Annotated in this window: 16 protein-coding genes; 8 read left to right on the top strand and 8 right to left on the bottom strand. The window is 70.9% G+C overall.

Annotated features, from left to right (window positions below; translation table 11 throughout):
• Positions 1–458: 458 nt before the first annotated feature.
• A complete protein-coding gene (locus WME76_RS47200) occupies positions 459–1,109 on the top strand; it encodes a hypothetical protein (RefSeq protein WP_437962776.1) in 651 nt (216 codons plus the stop codon).
• A 202-nt stretch (positions 1,110–1,311) separates the two neighbouring features.
• Here WME76_RS47200 and WME76_RS47195 read toward each other — a convergent pair whose 3' ends face one another.
• Positions 1,312–2,697: a sigma 54-interacting transcriptional regulator gene (locus WME76_RS47195; RefSeq protein WP_437962775.1), complete on the bottom strand. Its 1,386-nt coding sequence runs from the start codon at positions 2,695–2,697 to the stop codon at positions 1,312–1,314.
• A 236-nt stretch (positions 2,698–2,933) separates the two neighbouring features.
• Here WME76_RS47195 and WME76_RS47190 point away from each other — a divergent pair, with 236 nt between their 5' ends.
• Both WME76_RS47190 and WME76_RS47185 read left to right on the top strand, forming a co-directional pair.
• The gene (locus WME76_RS47190; protein ID WP_437962774.1) at positions 2,934–4,727 is read left to right on the top strand and encodes a hypothetical protein; all 1,794 of its coding nucleotides are present in this window, start codon (positions 2,934–2,936) and stop codon (positions 4,725–4,727) included.
• A gap of 205 nt (positions 4,728–4,932) precedes the next feature.
• Positions 4,933–6,618, top strand: coding sequence for a hypothetical protein (locus WME76_RS47185; RefSeq protein WP_437962773.1), 1,686 nt, complete (start codon positions 4,933–4,935; stop codon positions 6,616–6,618).
• Positions 6,619–6,646: 28 nt separating this feature from the next.
• Here the strand turns inward: WME76_RS47185 and WME76_RS47180 are convergent, their stop codons facing one another.
• Positions 6,647–9,904 carry a protein kinase domain-containing protein gene (locus WME76_RS47180; RefSeq protein ID WP_437962772.1) on the bottom strand — a complete coding sequence of 1,086 codons (3,258 nt, stop codon included), beginning with the start codon at positions 9,902–9,904 and terminating at the stop codon, positions 6,647–6,649.
• A 369-nt stretch (positions 9,905–10,273) separates the two neighbouring features.
• Between WME76_RS47180 and WME76_RS47175 the strand changes: the two genes are divergently transcribed.
• The 3 genes from WME76_RS47175 to WME76_RS47165 all read left to right on the top strand — a co-directional run bounded on the left by WME76_RS47175 (position 10,274) and on the right by WME76_RS47165 (position 12,120).
• Positions 10,274–10,873 (top strand): hypothetical protein, encoded by a 600-nt coding sequence (locus WME76_RS47175; RefSeq protein ID WP_437962771.1) that lies wholly within the window; start codon positions 10,274–10,276, stop codon positions 10,871–10,873.
• Positions 10,874–11,032: 159 nt separating this feature from the next.
• Positions 11,033–11,653, top strand: a complete 621-nt coding sequence (locus WME76_RS47170) for a TetR/AcrR family transcriptional regulator (RefSeq protein ID WP_437962770.1) — start codon at positions 11,033–11,035, stop codon at positions 11,651–11,653.
• Positions 11,650–12,120, top strand: a complete 471-nt coding sequence (locus tag WME76_RS47165) for an SRPBCC family protein (protein ID WP_437962769.1) — start codon at positions 11,650–11,652, stop codon at positions 12,118–12,120. The genes WME76_RS47170 and WME76_RS47165 overlap by 4 nt, the downstream gene beginning before the upstream one ends.
• Positions 12,121–12,345: 225 nt before the next feature.
• On the opposite strand, the gene WME76_RS47160 is transcribed toward WME76_RS47165, so the two are convergent.
• Positions 12,346–12,735 carry a hypothetical protein gene (locus tag WME76_RS47160; RefSeq protein ID WP_437962768.1) on the bottom strand — a complete coding sequence of 130 codons (390 nt, stop codon included), beginning with the start codon at positions 12,733–12,735 and terminating at the stop codon, positions 12,346–12,348.
• Positions 12,736–13,411: 676 nt separating this feature from the next.
• Between WME76_RS47160 and WME76_RS47155 the strand changes: the two genes are divergently transcribed.
• Both WME76_RS47155 and WME76_RS47150 read left to right on the top strand, forming a co-directional pair.
• Positions 13,412–13,675 carry a hypothetical protein gene (locus WME76_RS47155; RefSeq protein ID WP_437962767.1) on the top strand — a complete coding sequence of 88 codons (264 nt, stop codon included), beginning with the start codon at positions 13,412–13,414 and terminating at the stop codon, positions 13,673–13,675.
• A 152-nt stretch (positions 13,676–13,827) separates the two neighbouring features.
• Entirely contained in the window at positions 13,828–14,949 is a 1,122-nt protein-coding gene (locus tag WME76_RS47150) for a hypothetical protein (protein WP_437962766.1), read from the top strand.
• A 107-nt stretch (positions 14,950–15,056) separates the two neighbouring features.
• Here the strand turns inward: WME76_RS47150 and WME76_RS47145 are convergent, their stop codons facing one another.
• The 5 genes from WME76_RS47145 to WME76_RS47125 form a co-directional block, all read right to left on the bottom strand.
• A complete protein-coding gene (locus tag WME76_RS47145) occupies positions 15,057–15,599 on the bottom strand; it encodes a DUF4360 domain-containing protein (protein ID WP_437962765.1) in 543 nt (180 codons plus the stop codon).
• A 382-nt stretch (positions 15,600–15,981) separates the two neighbouring features.
• On the bottom strand, positions 15,982–16,608 hold the full coding sequence (locus WME76_RS47140) for a DUF1294 domain-containing protein (RefSeq protein ID WP_437962764.1): 627 nt from the start codon (positions 16,606–16,608) through the stop codon (positions 15,982–15,984).
• Positions 16,609–16,818: 210 nt separating this feature from the next.
• A complete protein-coding gene (locus WME76_RS47135; protein ID WP_437962763.1) occupies positions 16,819–18,123 on the bottom strand; it encodes a peptidylglycine alpha-amidating monooxygenase in 1,305 nt (434 codons plus the stop codon).
• A 1,196-nt stretch (positions 18,124–19,319) separates the two neighbouring features.
• A complete protein-coding gene (locus WME76_RS47130) occupies positions 19,320–19,637 on the bottom strand; it encodes a GIY-YIG nuclease family protein (protein WP_437962762.1) in 318 nt (105 codons plus the stop codon).
• Positions 19,634–21,967, bottom strand: coding sequence for a tetratricopeptide repeat protein (locus WME76_RS47125; RefSeq protein ID WP_437962761.1), 2,334 nt, complete (start codon positions 21,965–21,967; stop codon positions 19,634–19,636). The genes WME76_RS47130 and WME76_RS47125 overlap by 4 nt, the downstream gene beginning before the upstream one ends.
• Positions 21,968–21,970 lie beyond the last annotated feature (3 nt).

Below are 21,970 nucleotides of genomic sequence, written 5' to 3'. Positions count from 1 at the left end.
AGGCCGGCCCGCCGCGGCGGAGGACCTCCACGAGCGTGACGACCACGAAGTAATGCGCCGGAGCAGGCCAGGGGCGAGCGGGGGGGCCCTCGGTGCTCTGGCGCGGCGCGCCCCTGTGGCCCTGCGGTGTTGCACCCGCCGGAGGCGACCGCCCCCGCGCCGTCGCAGCGCGCGGCGGCGCACCGCGGGGAAATGGCCGATCTCTCGCCTGGCGCGGCCGTTGCTAAACGCTCTTGCGTCGCGACGACGCGATGAGCCGGGGCGCCGAAGAGCGCCCGATGCCGTGGCGCCAACCCATCGGAGTCGTTCTTCTCAGTTCTGTAGATGGGCAAGCAGCCCTTGCAGAGCTCGGACGCTGACATCCTGCGCGCAGCGCCATGCATCGTCGTGCGCGGCCGGTTTTCACAATGATTTCTCGTCAGTACGAGAGCTGCACCAACACCACAAGGAGAGACGACATGATCGAAGCAAATCACGGGACTCGGCGCGCATGGCCTCTGTGGGCCGCCGTCATGACGGCAGCCACGCTCATCGGATGCGCTCCGATGGATGACAAGGCCCCAGAAGGTGCAGTCGAAGTCGATGGCGAAGTCGATGGCGAAGTCGATGGCGAAGGCGAAGGCATCGACGTCGTGCAGCAAAGTCTGTCCACTCGTCTGTATGCCCGACAGGAGCTGAAGATCCGGGGAGCGTTCACCGAGTATGCCTCGTACCAGATCGTTCCCTCCTGGAACACCTCGGATGAGCATCCGGATCCGACCACGGTTCCAGGCATCAGTCGCAGCGGACGATGCAGCGATGGCTACGAGCGAAGCTCGGCATCGGTCATCAAGACCTCGGGCAACGGCAATTGCAGCTTCGAGGGCTGGCTCAGCCCGGGCGATCCCACCGATTGCCGCGCGGAAGTCAAGCTCGACCACAGCGCCGGAGGCGACAACATCTGGAACGGAGCATGCCTGGTCAAGATCTACGAAAAGCCGTCCCTCGTTCGTGCCAACAGCTGCCTGAATCGCTGCGACCAGTACAACACAAACGCCGTATGCCAATGCGACCGCTCCTGTGACTACCACGGAGATTGTTGCCCCGACTTCGGCGACGTCTGCTTCTGAGCGTCCACCGCATGCCCACGAGGGCGTGCCCCGGACGCTCACTCGTCCAGTGGTTGCGGGGCGAGCTGCTCCTCGAGGGACTTGGTCTGCGGCAGGACCAGGTCCCTCGAGGCAGGCTCCGGAATTGCTGCGGCGGGGCAACGACGGCCGGGACGACCTCTGCGTCCCGGAGCCGCGCGCGCTCCCATGGCTGGGACCGCGGCTATCTCCGGAATCGCTCCGCGTCGATCCCGTACCGCTTCAGCCAGCGCTGGATCTGCATCCGCGCCTTGCCCATCTCGCTCGCCACGGCGGAGACGTTCCCCTTGTGCACGCCGAGCAGCCGGACGAGCTCCTCCTGTCGCGCGGCGTCCCCTGCCTTCAGCCCTTCCAGCGCGCGCTGCACCGCAGGGGGAAGGTGCTCCAGCCCCACCTGCCCTTCGTCCCCCGCGAGCACGACCGCTGTCCCCAGGCACTTCTCCAGCTCCCGCACGTTCCCCGGCCACTCATGGCGGAGCATGGCCCTCGCCGCGCGCGGGTGGAGCCGGACCCGCGCGGCGTGCTCCGGCGGGAGGCGGGCGAGGATCGCGCCGGTGAGCAGGCCGAGGTCCTCGCGGCGCGCGCGGAGCGGCGGCAGCTCGATCTGGTGGCCGGCGAGGCGATTCCATAGATCGGCGCGAAACGCGCCGCCCTCGACCATCCGCTCGAGGGATCGGTGGGTGGCGGCGATCACCCGGAGATCGACCGCGACCGAGCGCGCGCCGCCGATCGGGCGGACCTCGCGCTCCTGCAGGGTCCGGAGCAAGGCCGCCTGCGCGGGCGCCGGCAGATCGCCGATCTCGTCGAGGAACAGCGTGCCCCGGTCGGCGCTGCGGACGAGGCCGAGGCGATCCTCGGTCGCGCCGGAGAAAGCCCCCTTCTTGTGGCCGAAGAGCTCGGCCTCCACGAGATCCTTCGGGATCGCGCCGCAATTGACGGCGATGAACTCGCCGGTCCGCCCCGAGAGCGTGTGGAGGGCGCGCGCCATCACCTCCTTGCCGGTGCCGGTCTCGCCTTCGAGGATCACCGACACCGTCGAGCGCGCGATCGGGACGATCCTGTCGAACACGCGACGGAGCTGAGGGAGCACGGTCGCGAGGCCCGGGACCTCCGCTTGCGCGGAAGCCAGGTCGAGCACGCGAGGATCGTCCGGATCGCAGGGAATGGCCTCCCGGTAGAGGAAAAATGTCTGCCCGAGCTCGATCAGGTCGCCGTCCTCGAGCTCGGCGCGGGTCGTCCGAGCGCCGTCGACCAGCGTGCCGTTCTTGGAGTTGAGGTCGTCGACGACCCAGCGCTGGAGCAGCTTGCCGAGGCGCGCGTGGGTCGAGGACATGCGGCGATCGTCGGTGCGAACCGCGAGCCGGCGAGCGCCGGCCATCGCCTGGATCTCCCGGCCGGCCCCGCGGCCGATGACGAGCTCGTCGAGCCCCGCGAGCGACAAACGCAGGGGAGGGGCGAGCGGGCGGTGCGCCTCGAGGACGATGAACAGGTGCGGGCGGTGGTGAGCGTCGCCGAGCTCCTTGACCTCCTCGGTGGAGGAGAGCGTCCCGGTATCCGGACCGTCGATCATCGCATTTTGTACATACACCACCTCCGGGCTGGCGTCGCCGAGGCGCGACCGGGCGCTGGGCGCAGCAGGGGTGCGATCCTGCAAACCGCGCCGCGCAGACCGAGAGCCCCGAAGGGGGGGCGAGCGTGGCGGGCATGGGTCTTGTAAGGGCGCCAGGCATGAGCCCTGGACGCACCTTCGCCTTGTTCGCCCTCGTGCCCGCCGTCGTCACCATGGGGTGCATGACCGGAGATAGGATGGCTGACGAAGTTACCGCCTCGACGCGGCAGTCCCTGAGGCGCCCGGAGTTCGAGATGCCGCAGAATGGGCTCGAGCCCAGCGCGCTCTCCCGGAACGAGGCGCTGCTGGCGGCGCTGATGGACCACAAGCTCAGTACCACGGCGCTCGAGACGATCCTGTCGACGGCCCCCCGCATGGCCGAGCTCTTCCTCGATGCAGGCGCAGACGACGCCGACGAGCTCATGGAGGTGATCGTCTCGTGCGCGCTCGATCCCGAGGAGGACGTGGAGGCCACGATCCACGACGAGAAATTCGCCTGGCGGGGCAAGCTCGGCCTTTGCGGCGAGAAGTCCCCGCTGGGTAGCTGGGGGCAAGAACCACCCACACAAGGCTGCCTCGAAGCGGTCTCGAGCTGTGTCCTTGCGCGGATGAACGCCCTGGAGAGGCAGGTCCCCATCTCGATCCGCGGCCAGGATGCCAGCCTCTTCGTGCTCCGGGACAAGGTCCATGTCGAGCGCGAGCTCCGCGACCGGACGCCGATCGCCAGCTTCGAGGCGTGCACGGCCGGCGGCACCGACGGCAGGGAGGAGCGCGACTGCGGCTGGCAGGCGGCCTATGTGGGCAGGTGCGAGCCCAGATCCTCCGTGAAGCTGGAGCGCGAACCCCTGCTCGAGGATCAGACCATGGTGCGTGTGTGCAAAGGCATTTACGGTTGCGATCACGAACAGCCGGACGTCGCGAGCTCCCGGGCCCTACCTTACTATGCAGGCTTCGTGGCAGGCTTCGCCGAGAAAGAGGAGATCTCCTTTCCTTGCCCACCGGGCGGCCTGTTCAGCGTCATGCTCGCGTCGCCGGACCTCAAGAAGGAGCTGCCGCCGGAGCTCGACGTGCGCCCCTCTCGCGGCACCCCTGCCAGATATCCCGCCAGGGAGGAGGAGGTCTTCACGTATCGCGAGGGCTCGTTCTTCGGCGACGTCTTCCGCGGGCCGAAGAATGGATACGCCTGCTACAGCGACATCTGGAGCCACGGGAAGGCACACCTCACCGATCGACTCTGCGCAGGCCCCAGCGACGAGGGTTGTCTCCTGCGCGAGCCCTATCCTTGTCGAGCCGCGCCGAACGGCGACGCGGACACCGCGCCCGGCTACACCCAGCTCTGCTTCGGGGAAGGCGAAGCTCCCGGCTCGGCGTACCTCGACTGCGAAGGGGAGCAACGTGTCCGTCCTCCGTGGCAGCACGGGATCACCGTCTTTCTCAGCGACCCTTGCGCCCTCTCGAGCGACAGGAAGCTCTGCTTGCTGGCGAACGGGTGTGCCCACAGCGAGTGCACCACGGGGGCCGCGCTCGACGAGGGATGCAGCCCCGTCGTGGAGAGCGTCTGCGCCGAGGAGCCCCACTGCTGCAGTAGCCGCTGGGACGACCGGTGCGTCACCGCGGTGAAGACCGCGGCGAGGAGCCTGCAGTGCGTCGAAGGCACCTGCGGCCACACGCTCTCCACGGCAGGCGGCGCGCTCACCCCCGGCTGCGACGCGCCAGCCCTCTCCTCGCCTGGCTGCGTGGCCAGGATCTGCGCGACGGATCCCTACTGCTGCGCGAGCGCCTGGGACAGCATCTGCGTGAACGAAGCCGAGAGCGTGTGCGCGCTCGCCACGTGCTCCCACGACGAGTGCGCGACCGGAGCAGCGCTCTTCGCCGACTGCAGCTCGCTCGCGACGAGCATCTGCGACGTGGATCCTTACTGCTGCACCACCGCGTGGGACAGCCTCTGCGTGCGCGAAGTCGAGACCGTGGGCCGCCAGACCTGCCGCTGATCCCGAGCAGCGCTCCGCTCACCGCGCGCGCAAGATCGCCCCTCGCACGACGCTCTCCGAATACACCACCTCCGGGCTGGCGTCGCCGCGGCGCGATCGGGCGCTCCGCGCAACAGGGGGTGCAACCCTGCAACCTGCGCCCCGCAGGCCGGGAGCCGCGATGGGCGCTCGACGGGGGCGGCACGGGTCTTGTAGGGGCGCGGGCATGAGCTTTCGACACGCCCTCGCCTCGTTCGCCCTCGTGCCCGCCGCCCTCGCCCTGGGGTGCTGGTCTGACGATGTGCTGGAAGGAGAAGTCACCACCTCGACGCGGCAGGCGCTGCGCAATCCGAGGTTCGAGATGCCCCAGAACGGGCTGGATCCGGACGCGGCCAGGATCAACAGGGCGCTCCTGGCGGCGCTGCAAGGGTCGACGCTCGACGATGCGGGGCTCGACGCGAACCTGGATCTGCCAGGCGTCGCCGGCCTCTTCTCCACGGGGACGACGACGAGCGCCGAGCGGCTCATGGAGGACATCGTCTCCTGCGCGCTCGACGCGACGCAGGTCGTGACGGCCGCCGTCAGCCCGGCCGCCCCGCCGTTCAGGTGGAGGGGTGAGTTCGGCCTTTGCGGCAGCGCGGCGCCCGCGTCGCTGGGGAACTGGGGAGACGCCCCGCCCACGCAGCATTGCCTCGAGCTCGTCTCCGCCTGTGTCCTCGCGCGGATGAACAAGCTCGACAGGCAGGTGCCCATCTCGATCCACGTCCCCTGGGGCGAGTTCGAGCCTTCGCCCAGCGTCCGGGTCCAGGGCACGCTCCGCGATGGGACGAAGATCACGAGCCTCGATCCCTGTGCCCCCGGCGCGGCGGGCCCGACGGGTAGCTGCGGCTGGCAAGCCGATTTCGTGGGGATCTGCAGGCGGGGCGAGGCGGTGGCGCTGCGGCGCAACGGCGCGAGCGTCGTGCGCGTGTGCAAGGGCATCCACGGCTGCGAAAAGGACCGGGAGGTCCCGGGCTACCCTGGGTCTCGACCCTACGCAGGCTTCGTGGACCAGTTCGCCTCGAGCCAGGCCATCGAGTTCGAGTGCCCGGACGACGTGGGCGTCGGCCCGAGCGGCCGACCCGGGCATACCTACTTCAGCCTCATGGTGGCGCCGCTCCCTGGGAGGGCCCTCCCGGCCGAACCCATCATCGCGGGATCCAGCGACACCTTCACCTATCCCGCCGGGGAGCGCGAGGTGTTCACCTATCCCGAAGGCGCGTTTTACGGCGACATCTTCTCCGGGTCGAGCGAGGACCTCGGATACGTCTGCCACAGCGAGCTCTGGCGAACGGGGAAAGCCTACCTCGCCGACCGGCTGTGCGCAGATCCGAGCGACGCGAGCTGCGACGCGATCGGCGGACACGCCGCCTGTCGCGACGTCTGCGCGCACGGGTGGGACGTGATGCCAGCGGAGGTCTACTCGAAGTGCGAGGGCGGCGCTCGTGTATGGAACGGCGTCACCGTCTTTCTCAACGATCCCCACGACATCTCCAGCGATCCGGCGGCCTCCGCGATCGTGTGCTCCCCGCACGACGAGTGCTCGCCCGGCGCGCCGCTCCCCGATGGGTGTAGCTCTGTCGTGACGAGCGTCTGCGCCGTGGATCCCTACTGCTGCGACACGGAGTGGGACGGCCTCTGCGTCAGCGAGGTCCTGAGCGTGGCGAACAGCCTGAAGTGCACCGTCGGGCGCTGCGACCACGCGCTCTGTGCGGAAGGCGAGAGGCTGGACTCGGGCTGCGACGTCCCGCCCCTCACGTCCTCCGGCTGCGTGAAGCTCATCTGCAGCGAGGACCCTTACTGCTGCAGCACGGCCTGGGACGCGCTGTGCGTCGACCAGATCAAGACCGTGTGCGCGAGGGCCTGCGACTGATGGCGGACCGACGCCCACGACCCCCGGCTCACCGCGCCGGCGCCTCGACCAGACGCCGCGCCTCCGCCACCGCGGGCACCGTCTCGTCCGCCACCGACCACGCGTCCAGCACCTGCTTCGCGAGCTCCCGCGCCCGGTCGTCCTCCCCCCGCCGAGCGGCGCGGCGCGCGGCGCGCACCAGCGCGAGGCTCGCCCCGTTGAGCTCCGAGGAGCGATCGGCGATCGCCGCCTCCAGCCGCGCGACGAGCTCGTTCTCCCCCGTGCGCTCGAACGTCTCCACCATCGGCCCGGCGAGCACCTCGACGAACGGCCCCGGCGTCCGGAGGAGGGGCCGGAATGCCCGCGCCGCGCCCGCGAAATCTCCCTTCGCGTAACGCTCGGCGCCCTCGGTGAAGGCGTCCGCGTCCGGGAGCGCGCTGTACGACAGGCGCCCCCGGAGCTCCCGGAACCGCGTGAAGCAGCGGCGGGAGACCGCGGGCGAGGCGTGCGCGCAGATGGCGGGGAGCCGGAGCGGGACGTCGAGGTACGCGCCGTCGAGCGGCGGGGGCTCGGGATCGAGGAACCGCTCCACGATCCGATCGGCGATCTCCTGCGCGCGGCCGAGGACGAGCGCGAGCTGCAGCGCGCGCCAGGCGATCTCGAGGCGCTGCACCCGCAGCCAGCCGGCGTCGTCCGCGGAGACGACCATGGCCCGCCTCGCGCGCGCGAGCGCGGCGCCGAACCGAGCCTCGCTCGCCTCGATGCGCACGAGGAGCAGGTCGCTCCCCACGCGGTGGACCGGATGACCCCCGGTCGCGAGCGCGACAGCGATGCCCCGCGCCTCCTCGCGCGCGCCGGAGGCGAGCAGCGTGTCCGCGAGGGCGCCGGCCACGGACGTGTCGAGCGGCGAGAGGGCATAGGCGCGCCGGGCGTACGCGAGCGCGAGGGCGCTGTCGCCCGGGACCTTCGCCTGAAACAGCCAGCCATAGCTGTTCCAGGGCACCCAGGCCTGCATCGCGCGCAGCGTCGCCCCTGCGCTCGCGGTGCCATACGTCACCGCGAGGAGCTGGAGCCAGGGCGCGCAGCCCTCGCCGATCGGGTTCCTCGGCTCCGCCTGCACCGCGAGCAGGGCCATCTCCGCGGCCCGCCTCGGGTCGGACGATTGAAGGAGGCACGAGAGCGTCGTGGCGAGCGTCGAGCGCCCGAGCGGCGTCGCCTCGCGCCCGAAGCGGCCCTCGAGCTCGGCGATCGTGGCCGGATCGTCCTTGCGCAGCGCCACGTGCTCGACGCGGGCGCGCGCGGCGAGCTCGCCCGACGACGCGGGATCGCCGCGCGGCGGCAGCTCCACCTCCGGAAGCGGAAGGCCGAGCGTGTAGGCGCAGCGGCGCGCCTCGGCGGGCCCCATGTCCCCGAGGTCGGCGCTCCTCGCCGCGACGCGGGAGCACGCGTCCGGGAGACCGCCCGCATTGTTGCTCATGGCCGCGGTGAGGTCGAACAGCGCGAGGGCGCCGCCGACGTCGCGAGCGCGCCAGAGGTCGGCCATGGTGGCGTCGAGGGAGGGCGCCGCCGCGAGCGAGCCCCGCTCGGCGAGCGGATCCATCGCGTCCCGTACGGCCTCGTAGAGGGCGCGCCCGGCGCCCGCGGCGCTGTCGATCTCGGCCCCGTCGGGGCGACGGAGGGTGACCGTGATCCGGAAGCCGGAGCCCTCCCGGGCGACCCCGCCGTCGACGTACGCGGCCGCTCGCCGGTGCGCTTCCGCGATCGCCATCGCGCGTGCGCCGGGGGCGGCGTAGGGATCCTCGGGGAACCGGTCCACGGGCTGCGCCGGGAGCGCCAGGAGCTCGGCGGGGATGAGCGTCCGCCCGGAGGAGCCTCCCAGCAGGACGCGCGCTCGCTCGCAGAAGAGGGACGCCGCGGCGGCGCCCAGCCAGCCGGAGGGCGCGTCGACGCCCGACGCGTCGAAGGGCGGACACGCCAGCACCGAAGACGGCAGCCGCAGGGGCGAGGCGGGAGAGGGCGCGGCCGGGAGGGCAGGTGGCGCGGCGCGCGCGGAGATCTGCCGCTCGAGGACCCATGCGCCGGCGACCGCGAGGAGCACGCCGCCCGTCAGCGCCAGCAGCCCGATCCCCACCTTTCGAGGCCGGCCGGGCGGCGGCTCCGCGCGCAGCGGGGGCGCCGAGGTCCCTGGCGCCGGCTGTCCTCCCGCTCCGACGGGCGCCGCGGGCTCGACCTCCGGCGCCGAACGTGTCGCCGACGAGCCCTCGGGGAACGCCGACTCGGTCTCTCCCGGATCGATCGCCTTCGGTCCGGGTCGCGCCCGGCCGTCCTCGGGGACGCCGTCCGCTTCCGCGGCCGCCATCGTCTCCGCCAGGGACTCGTCCGCGCTGCCGAGGGCCGGACGAGGCAGGCCGAGGCGGGCCATGTCGGCGATCCCGAGCGCGTCGCCGAGCGCGCGCGCCGCCGCGGTCGCCGTGGCGAAGCGCCGGTCCGGATCGACGGCGGTCGCCTGCGCGAACCACGCGTCGAAGCCGCCGGGCAGGAGGACGCCTCTCCTGGCCGCGCGCGCGCTCGCCGGCTCCACCGGGCCATACGCCGCGCTGAGCGCGAAGGCGACGAGGTTGTCCTCTTCCCCTCTCTCGCCGGCCCAGTACGCCTCGCCGACGAGGAAGGTATAGGCCATCATCCCGAGCGCGTGGATGTCCGTCGCCGCCGAGACGCGCCGGCCCCGGAACTGCTCGGGCGCCATGTAGAGCGGCGTCCCCACGGTCTGGGTCGCGCCCGCGCCGGCGGTGCTCTCGGCGACGAGCTTCGCCACGCCGAAATCGAGGATCTTGACGCGGCGCTCGCCGTCCGCGCGCACGCTGAGGAAGAGGTTTGCCGGCTTGAGATCGCGATGGACGATCCCCGCCCGGTGCGTCTCGTCGAGCGCGAGCGCCGTCTGGTGCAGGCACGCGAGCGTCTCCTCGGGCGAGAACCGCCCCACGCGCCGCAGGCACCGGCCGAGCTCCTCGCCGCGGAGCAGCTCCATGACGAGGAACGGCACGCCGGTCGCGTCGTCGACCCCGGCGTCGAAGACCTCCACGATGAACGGGCTCTCGACCTGCGCGGTCACCCGCGCCTCGAGCTCGAACCGCCTCCGGAGCTCGGGGCGCTCGATGATGTGGGAGAGCATCACCTTGAGCGCCGACCGGCGACCGGTCCCGAGGTGACGCGCCTCGTACACCGCGCCCATGGCGCCGGCGGCGAGGCGGCGAACCAGCCGATAACGACCGGCGAAGATCGCCCCCTCGACCACCTTGACGGACATCGCGCGATTCCCTCGGCGGAAGGATACCTTGGCGCTCCTGCCACGGTCCACGCTTTCACGCCGCGACGTCCCCCCACGCCCACCGCCTGCGTCGACGAGCGGAAGGCATCCTACCGTATCGCTGTACCCTGCTGAGCCCGCGGACGAGCGCGGCGTCTGGCAGTCGGGCTGCGCGAGTCAGCAACAGAGATCCCAGCGCGCGGAAGGGCGTATGTATCCCACCGTGTTTCGTCTTTCCGCTGCGTATCGACGGTTGTCCGATCGCTGGTTGAACACTCGCCGCGCGCCCCGCTTGACCTGGCGTGCGCCGCCGCGTAACCATCGCCTTTGGCTCCCGAGTGGAGCGTGGGTTTCCAGGAGGAGATGGTCATGCAGATGTATTATCTGATCCCGCTCGTGTTGATGGCGGCCGGCTTCGCGTACTCGATGTACGCCCGCAAGAAGGCCATGGCCGAGGCCGCCAACATGACCCCGGAGCAGATCGAGCAGGGATTCAGCGACCTGTACGCCTCGTATTACGAGCTCCAGCCCGGCGAGCGCATCATCGGCAACTGGAGCGGAGTCGAGTACCAAGGGCCCGCCGGCACGGCCCGCCGCATCGCCGGCGGAGTCCTCAACGCCGCATCTGCCGCCGTGATCGGCGTCTCCAGCTACGTTCCCAACGTCCACGTCGGCCTCACCGACAGGGGCCGCGTCCTCGTCTCTCGCGAGTACAGCGACTTCGGCAAGCGCGGCAACTACAAGCACCACGCCGCCCTCGATCAGGGCACCCGCGCCTTCAACCAGGACGCGACGTATCCCGGCCAGGACATCGGCTCCCGCCCCGGCAACCCCTTCAACCCTCTCGTGAGCCTCGAGTTCATCCAGCTCCGTTCGCCGAGCGGCGACATATACGAAGCCTGGCTGTCCCCGCAGGGCAGCCGCCCCGGCCAGCACGGGTTCAGCTCGATCTTGCAGTCGCTCGGTTGAGCGCCGCGAGCGGGGCGACGCTGACCAAGCTGCTCATCCCGCTTCACCTGGCCTCCGGCGGCGGAGTCCCCCGAGCCCTCCGCGGTCGCCCGCGCGCACCGTGACGCCGGCGCGCCCGTCGAACTTGACATAGTGTAAACGATGCCTCATGTTGACACCATGTCAAGCAAGGACGGGGAGACCCGCTCCGTGATCCTGGAGGCCGCGCGCCGGCTGGTGACCGAGCCGGGGCGTCGCGGCGTCTCGATGGCGGAGATCGCGTCGGCGGCCGGGGTGTCGCGCCAGGCGGTCTATCTGCACTTCGAGACCAGGACGCAGCTCCTGGTCGCGCTGGTGCGTCACGTCGACGAGGTGCACGGGTTCGCCGACATGGTCCGAAAGTGCGAGCGCGCCCCCGACGCGCGCGCGATCCTCTCCGAGTTCATCGGTGCGTGGGCGGACTACGTCGCCCACATCACCGACGTGGCGCGGGCCATGCGGGCGGCGCGGGCCACGGACGAGGACGCGGAGCTCGCGTGGCGCGACCGCATGCGCGGCTTCACGGGCGTCTGCGCGGGCTTCGTGGCGCGGCTTCAAGCCGAAGGCGCGCTGGCCGACGGATGGTCGGCGTCGGATGCGGCGGACTTCCTGGCCACCATCCTGTCGATCGGGAACTGGCAGGAGCTCATCGAGGAGCGGAGCTGGTCCCGGCCGCGCTACGTCCGCGCGATGCGCCGGAGCGTGGAGCAGAGCCTGCTCAGGCCGATGGAGACCAAGACGGCGCCGAGGAGGCGCTCGTGAGCGGCGCGCAGCCGGAGCTCCTGGCGCAGGGCTCGGTGGATATCGGCCGGCCCCTGCGCGAGACGTTCGCGTACGTGTCCAACATGGAGAACTTCCCGACCTGGTTCCCGGGCGTCGCCGCCATGCGCGAGCTCGACACGCTGGAGCACGGGCAGGTCGGCAAGCGCTACCGGGAGACCCTGCGCATGCCCTTCGGGCGCACCGGCACGGTCGACATCGAGGTGAAGGAGGCGCGCGTCGGGGAGCGTCTGCTGACCGAAGGTGAGGGCTTCCTCCTGCCCCGCATGAGCGTGGACTTCGCGGCGCTCTCCGACGACGAGACGCGCGTCGCGTGGCGCATGGTCAGCCGCAATCAGCGGTGGTGGTTTCGCTGGCTCGTGGTCCCACTCCTGCGCCGCGTGATGCGCGGCCGGGCGCGCGACGGACTGCGCAAGCTGCGCGAGAACCTGGAGCGCGAGCCGTCGTGAACGGCGCCGACGTTTATGCTCCCAGCAGGGGCCCAGCCGCCGACGCTCGAGCTTGGCGAGCTCGCGCCAGCCGACCCGTCGGCCAGGGCCGCCGTGGTCGCCTCGCTCGCCGGCACGCTGAGCCGCGCTGTCGCGCTCCAGGACGACATGGCAGCCCGCGGTGCCGCGCCGCCGCGGGCGGGGTGGGCCCGCGGTGCCGCGCCGCCGCGGGCGGCGCTCTCGTGATCACTGCGCAGCGGGCGGAGGAAGCTTGATGTCCGCAGTGTCGCATGACGTGCAGCCGGGGCCCTCGCCGTTGGGCTGGAGTTCACCGTACGAGACGTCGCGCTCGAAGCTCACGAGCTCGCGCTGCGTGTCGGCGTCGATGATGCTGACCGAATAGACGTCCCCGTCCTCGAGCTCCGTGTCGACGTCCGCCGTGAAACCGATCGAGAGCTCCCACTGCGCGTTGGTCGGGTCGAGGTCGAAGAGCGAGAAGCCGAACCGCCCGCCGTCGACGACGGCGTTCGCGCTGTTGGCAGGGCTCAGCGAATTACCCGGATCCGAGCTGAGCGTCGCTTCCCCGCAGCGCCCGTTCCAGCAGGCCCGGACCTCGATGTGCGCCGACGCGTTCACGGCGAGCCCGATAGGCCCCGAGATACGGACGCCATCCTCGCAGCCGACGTCCGTGCCGTTGCACAACGGACATCCCGCGGTGAGCGCTGCGAGCGCGAGGAGGGCCGTCCCGGCGGCCACAGCGCGCAACACCGCCCGTCCGCGCCAGCTGCCTCCCGCTCGGGTGTCCCCACGCCGCGAGGAGGGCGGCTCGAACTTCCGGATCGCTGCGGCCAAGGTGCCGGTTCCTTTCATGATACCCTCGCTGACGCTGGCGAACGCGCCGTGGGCCGGCCGGACCTCCGATGCGGGGTAAGGCCAGCCGGTTGGTGATGAGCAGGTGTCGAGGATCTCACTCACGCACGAGGCGATCAAGTCAGATGCACGCGCTCGGGGGTGGCCCAGCACGGTTCCAGCAGCGAGGCGCGAAGGTGCGTGGGGTCCAGGCGGAGGGCGGCGTTCGGAGCGCATCGAGCGCGGCGCGCTCCCGCCGCGCTCGGGCGCTCCGCCGCGGCGGCTCGGAGCGCGAGCCCCGCAGGCCAAGGGTGGGGCAAATTCCTCTTCACTTTGGGGCATCGATAGGGCTTCCTGTACGCCGGAGCGCGGACTCGTCGACGCCCACCTCGAGACTCAGACCCCGCGCAAAGTGGCTGTTGCTGTGGACCTGAAACCCTGACCGACAAGACGAGCGCTCGGTATGCTCCTCAGAATCCTCACCGTCCTTTTGCTCGCGCCGCCAACTCTGTTTTCCCTTTACGTCCTCTCGATCGAAGGGGCGAATATGCTGAAGCCGCTGGCGTTCACCTCCACGCTGGCTTCTGCGCTCTACGTCCTTGTCATCAACGTCGTTCGCGTCCGTCGCCCTTCCACGCCGTACCTCGGTTTCTGGATCGTGTTGCCCGTTGGCTCGGCGCTCGTCCTCGCCTGCGTGGTCATGGGTCTCTCCGTCGTCGGTCATTGAAGCGCGTGAACCCGCACGACGAGACGGTCCACTGCCATCACGGCGCGCCGCGCGGCGGACGGGCCGCCAGCGACGGAGGCCGTGCTCCGCGGCTGAGGAGCGTGTACAGTCGGGCTCGGTTTTGCCCCGGCGGGCGCTGGAGGAGGCGATCGATGGCACTGTCGTCCGAGGTGTTGAGCGGCCTTTCGGGGCTCGGGATCGCCGCGCCCACGCGCTGGGACGAGCAGCCGCGCGAGCTCCTGGGCTTGCCCGTGCCGGAGCCGCTGCGCCAGTTTGCGGCCATCGAATGGCCCGAGGGGATCGGGTTCTCCCTCGATCCCCGCGCGGCTGGCCCGGTCGCCGACGAGCCGTGGCTGCGCCGCGTGGAGTTCGCCGGCGTGTGGGCGCCCGACGTGCCCATCCGTCACGCCGACGGGCCCGCGCCGCTCGTGGCCATCGCGACGCCGAACGATGACTGGGCGGTCCTCCGCCTCGATGATCCGGACCCATCGAACCCCACGGTGTACTTCCTCTTGCACGATGATCCGGGGCAGGTGCTCGGTGCGGGGGTGCCGCTCGGTTCGGTGCTCGACGCCTTGTGCCTCCGCGCGAGCGAGGTCGTCTCGCCGCGCGGCCGGGCCGCCCATCCAGACCGCATCCGCTCCCTCCTGTACGAGGAAGCGACCCGGCTCGATGACCTGCGACCGCTCCGGCGGCTCGAGAACCTCGCGCTCGACGGGTGTGAGCTCCCCGATCTCGGGGCCTTGTCGGCCGTTCCCACGCTCCGTCGGCTCTTCGCCACGCATTGCCGGATCGCGGATTGGTCGGGCCTGTCCTTGCTGCCCCACCTCACGGACCTCCATGTCTCCGCGTGCGACCTGACCGAGTTCGGCCCTCTCCTGGACCACCTCCCGGCGCTCGAGCGCGTCACGGTCGCTGGCAACCCGCTGGGCCTGGCGGCTCGGTCCGACGTCGCGCGTCTCCCTGCGCCCGTCGTCTCTCCGCACCCGGACGCGATCGAGATGGAGGTCAACGAGGCGCTCGTCGAGCTCCGCCAGTACCAGATCTACGGCGCGTGCGCCCGCTGGAGCGACGGTTACCTGATCGGCCTGCGGAGCCCACGAGGCTGCCTGATGTGGTATCAGGTCGACGTCGACCGATTCCGCACCGCCCTGAAGGAGCGCCGCCATCCATGGGACATCCGGACGTGGATCGAGGCGTGTCCCATGGTGTTCGACGTCGGCTGGGCCTCTCGCTGGAACGACCTCGGGTTGCGCCCCTGGCTCCACGCCTGACCTCCCGCCGGTCCCCGGGAAGGGTCTTCACTGGGACGTGAGCGGCCTGATCGCAGGGTGACGAGGCCGCGCCAGCGGTCGACGCGACGGCAGGCCCCGGGGTCGGTTCATCGACAGCGGCGCCAGGGGATCAGCCCATCGATATAGTTGAACTCGACGGATGCTCTTCCCGTGCCGCCGACCGTGGCGCGGAGCTGCACGTTGACCGTGGCCGAGGTGGCACCACACGGGGCGCTGCCCGCTTGTCCCCCGGCGGGGATGGAGAGCAGCTCGAACACCCCTTCGACGTCCGTGTCGATGTTCTCGAACGTCCTGGAGGCGCTGGCCGTGCCGGCCAGTGACTGGCTTGCCTGGACCGTGACGACAGCTGCGTCCTCGGTATACACGTCACCGAACACATCCAGGGACGGCGCATCGAACGTGTAGCCCGCCGGGAACGTATAGGTGACCTCGACGTCGCAGGCGACGTCGTACGTGCCAGAGTCGTCGCGGCCCCCGCGAGCGCCATCGAACGTGAGCGCGTACTCCGTGTTGATACCCCCGACCTGCGTATCCATGGCTCCGCAGCCGGAGGCGGTTGCCTTGATCGAGACCTGGCTCGGGTCGGGCACGTCGCCGCCGTCGAGGGCGGCCGGCTGGCCTTCCACCATCTCGACTTCGTCGGAGGTCCCGGCGCACGCGACGCACAGGGAGGAACAAAGCAGCATCGCGAGACACGACCGAACGTGACGGTTCAAGAGCTCGTTGGTAAGTTGGATTCGTCTCATGACGTCCTCTCATGGTAACCGGACAGGCCGGTGCAACATGCAGCTTTGAGCGGGCCCTCGCCCTGGGACGACCCGGAATCGAGGCGTCCGATTCCTCCCGCGGCGACGGCGACAAGGAGAAAAGACATCCAGGTGGCAGTGGAGGTGGAATCGTGCGACGTGGTCGAACCCTCTTCGCACGCGGCCCAGGGCACACAGGACAGCTCGCCTCCCGGAGCCGGGCAGCTCATGCACTTGATGACGCGACGGGGCCCGGCCCTTCAGATTATTTGAAGAAGGGGTGGTTCAGCTGTGTCGTGCCCCGGTCGATCCCCGCACGGGCGCCGGCGCCATGGTCGGAGGCCAGGTAGCCGAGGCCGGCGACGTTCAGCGCCAGCGTCAGCCAGAACACGACGCGAAAGGAGCGCTTGCTGGATTTGTGGCGCAGCAACTGCTGCGCATACAGCGCGCCTGGCCAACCGCCGACCAGCGCCAGCAGGTGCAGGGTCTGCTCCGGCGTGCGCCAGGCGCCGAGCTCGGCGGCGCGCTTGTCCTTGTGATAGACCAGCAGCGTCACCAGGCTGGCGCCGAGGTAGAGCCAGGGCAGCACACGCGGCACCCGCCCCAGGGCGGCCAGCGCTGTCACCAGCGCGAGGAAGGGCAGCGCCACCAGCAGGGCGCGGCTCGCCGGGCCCAGGCTGACCCTGGCGGCGGCCAGCTCGACGTCCTCGGCGCGGACGCGGCCCTGCGCGTCGCGAGCCGCACGATAGCGGACCGTGGCGCCCACCGCGGGGCGCTGGCCGCGCGGCAGCGACGTGATGTGCACAAAGGCCTCGGGGCCGCCGTCGGCCGGCGCGATGAAGCCAAAGCCCTTGTCGTCCAGCCAGCGGACGATTTTTCCGGTGTTGCGCATGGGGTCTTCTTGAAGTACGGGCGCCGGGGCAGCTCGGTGCGGCGGGGCCGTCAGCGGCCCCACCGGGGTCACCGGATGGGGCCGTATTCCGTACACCATCATAACGCGGGCGGCGCGCGCGGTGCTCCTGTTCGCCAGGCTCACGAGCGCTCTCACCGAACGGCGCGCGCCTCCGCCTGGGCACAGGCCGCGCGTCTTGCACGAGCTGGTCTATTTTGTCGTCACACAGGACGCGTCGTCCGTCGGAGCAGTCAACTCTATCTCTTGAGACGGATAGTACATCACGAAATTATAACACATCTCATCCTGCGTCCGCTCCCCGAATTCCACGGCGCTGTTGCCCGGGTTGTCCCACGCGCAACGCGTCCTCACGGTGTCGCCGCCTCGAAGGATGGTATCGTTGTCGTACCAGATCTGGTTGTCGAAGTTCCACGGATCGGCGAGCCCCAGGTTGCTCGGCTCGCTGCCGTCCGTGGGCACCGTGTTGCTCGACAGGTGCTTGCCGAGATTGTGCATGTGCGGCATGACACTGATCACCGAAATCGCCCCCATATCCTGCGGGAACTGGTAATCGCAGCTCACGTCGAGCGAGCCGTGAGGCGGGATGTCGATGTCCTCTGTGCCGAACGAGAAGATGCCGGCGTCGTTGGGGCGGAGCTCCGTCGTCGTGCAGACGTCGAAGCCGGTGCTGTCTTGCTGCCCGTCGAGGCCCTTGATGTTGCTGTAGTGCACCTGGACTACGAAGTGTGCCGTGCCTTCCAGCGGGAAGCCCGCCTCTAGCGGCAGCTCCGTGGCCTCGCCGCCGGGCGCCCAGACGGACAAAAGAGCCCCCTGGATGTCGCCCCCCTCACAGGGCGTGGGCGTCGAGGGAGACGCCTCATCCGCCTTGAAGAGCAGGATATGGTGTACAATGGTGCTGTTGTCGATGCGGGGTGCGATCCCGACGAGGTGTCGTTTCTGGCCGATCTCTACATCGACCCCATAACACATGTACTGGTCCTGGACGCCCTTCGCCATGACGTAAGGCGCGGACGGCGCTAGCAGGACATCCGGTGTGCAGCTCAGGGTCGGAGGGTCGATGGTCCCGCCGCCGCCCGGGTCGACGCACGTGTCTTTACCGGCCGGCATGCCGGCGGCGATCCATTGATCGAAGGTCGCGAGCTCCGCGGCGGTCAGGCGCTCGGTTGGGGGCGGAGGCATGGGGCGCGCGGCGTCGCGGGCGCGTGCGGCGACGAGCTCGTAGACCTTCTTGTTGGGATCGCTCACCGCGGGCGCGACCAGATCGCTCCGGTCGACCAGCGGGAACGGCGCGCCGAACTTCGGGGACGCCCCGTGACAGGTCTGGCACTTCGTGGAGAGGATCTTGGCGACGTCGCACGGCAGCGCTTCCGCGTTGCCGTCCTCCGGACCGGAGCCGGATGAGCCGCTGCTGCCCTTCTCGGCGTCGCCGCACGCGACGACCACGAGAGCGGATAGGAAGGACAGCGCCGAGAACAAATGACGACTACGATTCATGCGAGCTCCTCGGGGAAAAGTGCGACCTGAATCGGCGTTCGAGGGTATCGAGCGCTGATCTGCAGCTCTTTGAAAGGGCGGTCGAAGACCGAGATTCCGAAAGACGCCGTCGAATTGGGTGGAAGAAGAACGCGCGTCGCGAGCTCCCGAGAACAGCGGGAGGCTTGGCGCGTGAGAGCACCGGCGACCCAGGTCTACGGACGGGCCGGCGACCGGGCGTCGGTGCTCCTTCGGTGAGTGCCCGCCCGCTCTGAGATCGTTCAACGGTGCGCTCACGCGGAAGGTATCGAGGCGCTCGCGCGCCAGGAGGCGCGGTGCCGTCTGGTCGAAGCTCGGCTGCGGACCAGGGTCGCGCGCGGGGATCCATCTACGGGGCGCGCCCGAGCCCGCTACTGAGGCTCAGCGGCGTGCTCGGGCCGAACGCGCCGTGGCGCGCCGCCGTCGTGGTGTACGGCCGCGGAGGCGTTGCGGCGGCGAAGGCAGCCCACGACGCCCCGAAGCGGAAGAGGCGCAAGGGCAAGGAGAAGGAGGACGACAACGCGGCGGCGATCCTCGTCGATGGGGGCGCGCGGCGTGACGAGGTGCCCGAGGAGGGCGACGTGCCGCGCTCGGGTCCACGCAGGACCAGCCTCGGCAGCGGCGTGGTGCAGGTCGTCGGCGCGCGTATCGACTGGGCCCGTTTGCTTCGCCGCGTGTACCTCGAAGATGTCCTCGCCTGCCCTTGTGGCGGTCGGCGTCGGGTGATCGCGGACCCAGGAGATAGGTGCGACCCATCTTTTCGTGGAGGCACGTCCACCAGGAGATGGGTGCGACCCATCTTTTCGTGGAGGCACGTCCACCAGGAGATGGGTGCGACCCATCTTTTCGTGGAGGCACGTCCACCAGGAGATGGGTGCGACCCATCTTTTTCTTGGAGGCACGTGCACCGGGAGATGGGTGCCACCCATCTCCCGCGTGGACGACCCATCTCACCCGGATGGGTTCACGGCGTCCCGCCCGCCCCGAACGGGGGCGCCGGGACGGCTTCGGGCTTTCTCGCGCGGGCTCCTCGACGGGATCTCGCGAGCTCGTCGACCCGCTCGACGCCGGGCGCCAGCGGCCGGGCTCCCGCGCCGCGCGGCAAGCAGTGGCTCCGTCCGAGGGCCGGGCAGCTCGCGACGACCTCCCCCCGACCAGAGACGCCCCCGGGCGACGCCCTACGAGGCCCTCTCCTCCCGCGCTCCCCTCGCTCCCGCGCCGCCCCGGCTCACCCCCGCCGCCCCCGCCGCGAGCGCCTCTTTCCCCGCGCGCCCCAGCCGCCGGATCGCCGCCTCCCGCCGCAGCGCCTCCCCCTTGTCGGCCGCCGCCTCCACGTGGACCACCGCCAGCGGCCCCCTCCCGCGCGTGTACCGCGCCCCGCGCCCCGCCGCGTGCTGCGCCAGGCGCGCCTCCACGTCGCGCGCGATGCCCGTGTAGAGCGACCCGTCGCCGCAGCGCAGGATGTACACGTGCCAGCCCGCGGCCACCGCGGTCACTCCTTCGGCCCCTCGTTGTAGCCGCGCGGCCGGTACTTCGGGTCCACGCCGCCGTGCTTCTCGCCGTTGTCGAGCGTATCGACCGCGAGGTACGCGAGCCACGTCCCCGGGTGCTCCTCCGCCATCCGCCGGAGCTCCGCCTCGTACGCCGCGAGCCGCTTCTCGTCGTGCAGGCACTGCAGCGCGAGCGCGACCAGGCTGAGCTCGTTCGGGCCGAGCTCCATCCCGCGCTGGTAGTGCGGGAACGCCTCGTCCGCCCGGTGCATGCGGCACAGCGTGTCGCCCGTGTACACGTGGGCCATCGGCCACTTCGGCGCGAGCTCGACCGCCTTCTCGCTCGCGGCGAGCCGCGCCGGCAGGTCGCCCCGGGCGCCCTTCATCACCGAGTAGTTGAGGTGCGCCTTGGCGCTGTTCGGCACCGCCTCCTTCGTCGCCGCCCAGAACTCGAGGTCGTTCCGGTAGTCCATCGCGTGCCGGTAGGCCTGCACGCACTGGAAGCCGAAGAAGAGCGCGAACAGCGCCGGCGTCACCCACGCCCTCCACGACCAGCGCGTCCGCGGCATCAGGGTCGAGCCCGCGAGCGCCTCGTGCAGCCACGAGAACGCGACGGCGAGGACCAGCGACGAGCCGATCGCCGGGAAGTACCAGAAGCGCTCCGCGCGCACCGTGGGCAGGACGACGGGGATGTTCGAGTGCGGGAAGTAGCTCACCACGACCCAGGTCAGCCCGATCGCCGCGATGCACAGCCCCGCATAGCCCTGGCGCAGCGGCACCCAGACGCTCCGGTCCGCCGTCGCCGGGCAGGGCAGGGGGCGCGTCCCCTCGACGAGCAGCCCGAGGCCGAGCAGCAGCGCGGGCAGGAACGGCAGCGGCCACAGCACGAGCGGCAGCGCCCGGAGCCACGGCACGCGCCCCGCCGGGCGGAGCGCGTGCCAGTCGTACGCCGCGAGCCCCACCGCCGCGGCCGCGAGCAGCGCCCCCGCGATGAGCAGCGACCACCGCCGCGACGTCGCCTGCCCGCCGTCGACGAGGAACGCCGCGCGCACCGAGCGCCGCTCGCGCCGCTCCAGGTGCTCGCGGCGGAGCGCCGCGATCCAGAGCGCGAGCGAGCCGAGGGGGGGCAGCGCCACCATCGCGGCGCCGGCGACGCTCTCGAAGAAGACCAGCCGGTCGGGCGCCGGCTCCTGCGGATACGAGTAGTCGCCGCTCAGCGTCCACGGGAACACGATCTGGGTGAGGCCCCGCCAGTAGACGCGCAGCGCGCCGGCGATCCGGTGCGGCGTGTCCGCGGTGCTGAGCGGGTTGTTGAGCGGATCGCGCGGCAGCGGCGCCTGGTGGAACCAGACGAGCGCGTCGTGCAGCGCGCGCTTCACGAGCGGCGCCCCCTCCGGGAGCGGCGCCGTGAGCTCGGCCGGCATCGGCGCCGGGAACCAGCGCCGCCGGAGCTCGACGTAGAGCACGAACGCCGCCCCCGCGGCGAGCAGCGCGACGAGCGCGCGGACGAGCCGCGCCGGGCGCGTGGGGTGCGTGAGCGGCGCCGCGATGAGCGCGGCGAACGGGATCAGCGGCACGCAGACGAGCGCGCTCTCCTTGGAGAAGAGGCCGAAGAGCACCGCCGCGAACACGGCGAACGGCATCGCCCACGCGGGCAGCGCCAGGGCGGCGAGGGCGGCGATCGCCCCCATGCCCCCGAGCACGTCGGCGATGCCCACGATGCCGCTCACCGCCTCGGTGAGCACCGCGCAGCTGACGAAGATGAGCCCGGCCAGGTAGGCCACCCCCCGCTTGCGCGTGAGCCAGAACGTGACGCACGTGAGCAGCGCGGCGTTCGCCGCGTGGAAGAGGACGTTGTAGAAGTGATGGAAGAACGGCTGCTTCGTGACAGCCCAGATCGTGCGCCAGAGGAAGTTCGGCAGCGGGCGGTACGATCCGACGCTCCGGTCCGGCGCCAGCCCCCAGAAATCGCGGTGGATCGCGTCGATGAAGCGGAGCCCGCCCTTCGCGTTCACGTACGGGTTGGCGAGGAGCGCCTCCTGCTCGTCGAAGATGTAGTTCGTCGACGGGTGGCGCGTGAACAGGATGACGGCGAGCACCGCGAACGGCGCGACAGCGGACAGGAAGCTCGGGTCGAGCGCGAGGAAGTAGCCGCGCACGCGCTGCGCGGCCCTGCCGAGGAGCGACGGCGCCATGGGCGGCCCCGCCGGCTGCTGCGTGGACGGCGGCGCGGACATCGGCGGCGCGGACGGCGGCGACGTCATGGGGTCGACGAGCGCGCCCGAGGCGGACTGCGGCCCGGCCTGCTCGCCGGCGTACGGGGGCGGGGAGTTCACGCC

It is taken from the genome of Sorangium sp. So ce119 (assembly GCF_051524405.1).
GTDB lineage: Bacteria > Myxococcota_A > Polyangia > Polyangiales > Polyangiaceae > Sorangium > Sorangium cellulosum_G.
The sequence above is the reverse complement of the archived record's forward strand: the minus strand, read 5'-3'. Positions and strand labels throughout refer to the sequence as shown.

What these genes read in the sequence shown, in the direction of transcription:
- WME76_RS47200 (WP_437962776.1), top strand. Translation starts at nt 459, where the DNA reads ATGATCGAAGCAAATCACGGGACTCGGCGCGCATGGCCTCTGTGGGCC.
- WME76_RS47195 (WP_437962775.1), bottom strand. Translation starts at nt 2,697, where the DNA reads ATGATCGACGGTCCGGATACCGGGACGCTCTCCTCCACCGAGGAGGTC.
- WME76_RS47190 (WP_437962774.1), top strand. Translation starts at nt 2,934, where the DNA reads ATGGCTGACGAAGTTACCGCCTCGACGCGGCAGTCCCTGAGGCGCCCG.
- WME76_RS47185 (WP_437962773.1), top strand. Translation starts at nt 4,933, where the DNA reads ATGAGCTTTCGACACGCCCTCGCCTCGTTCGCCCTCGTGCCCGCCGCC.
- WME76_RS47180 (WP_437962772.1), bottom strand. Translation starts at nt 9,904, where the DNA reads ATGTCCGTCAAGGTGGTCGAGGGGGCGATCTTCGCCGGTCGTTATCGG.
- WME76_RS47175 (WP_437962771.1), top strand. Translation starts at nt 10,274, where the DNA reads ATGCAGATGTATTATCTGATCCCGCTCGTGTTGATGGCGGCCGGCTTC.
- WME76_RS47170 (WP_437962770.1), top strand. Translation starts at nt 11,033, where the DNA reads ATGTCAAGCAAGGACGGGGAGACCCGCTCCGTGATCCTGGAGGCCGCG.
- WME76_RS47155 (WP_437962767.1), top strand. Translation starts at nt 13,412, where the DNA reads ATGCTCCTCAGAATCCTCACCGTCCTTTTGCTCGCGCCGCCAACTCTG.
- WME76_RS47150 (WP_437962766.1), top strand. Translation starts at nt 13,828, where the DNA reads ATGGCACTGTCGTCCGAGGTGTTGAGCGGCCTTTCGGGGCTCGGGATC.
- WME76_RS47145 (WP_437962765.1), bottom strand. Translation starts at nt 15,599, where the DNA reads ATGGTGGAAGGCCAGCCGGCCGCCCTCGACGGCGGCGACGTGCCCGAC.
- WME76_RS47140 (WP_437962764.1), bottom strand. Translation starts at nt 16,608, where the DNA reads ATGCGCAACACCGGAAAAATCGTCCGCTGGCTGGACGACAAGGGCTTT.
- WME76_RS47135 (WP_437962763.1), bottom strand. Translation starts at nt 18,123, where the DNA reads ATGAATCGTAGTCGTCATTTGTTCTCGGCGCTGTCCTTCCTATCCGCT.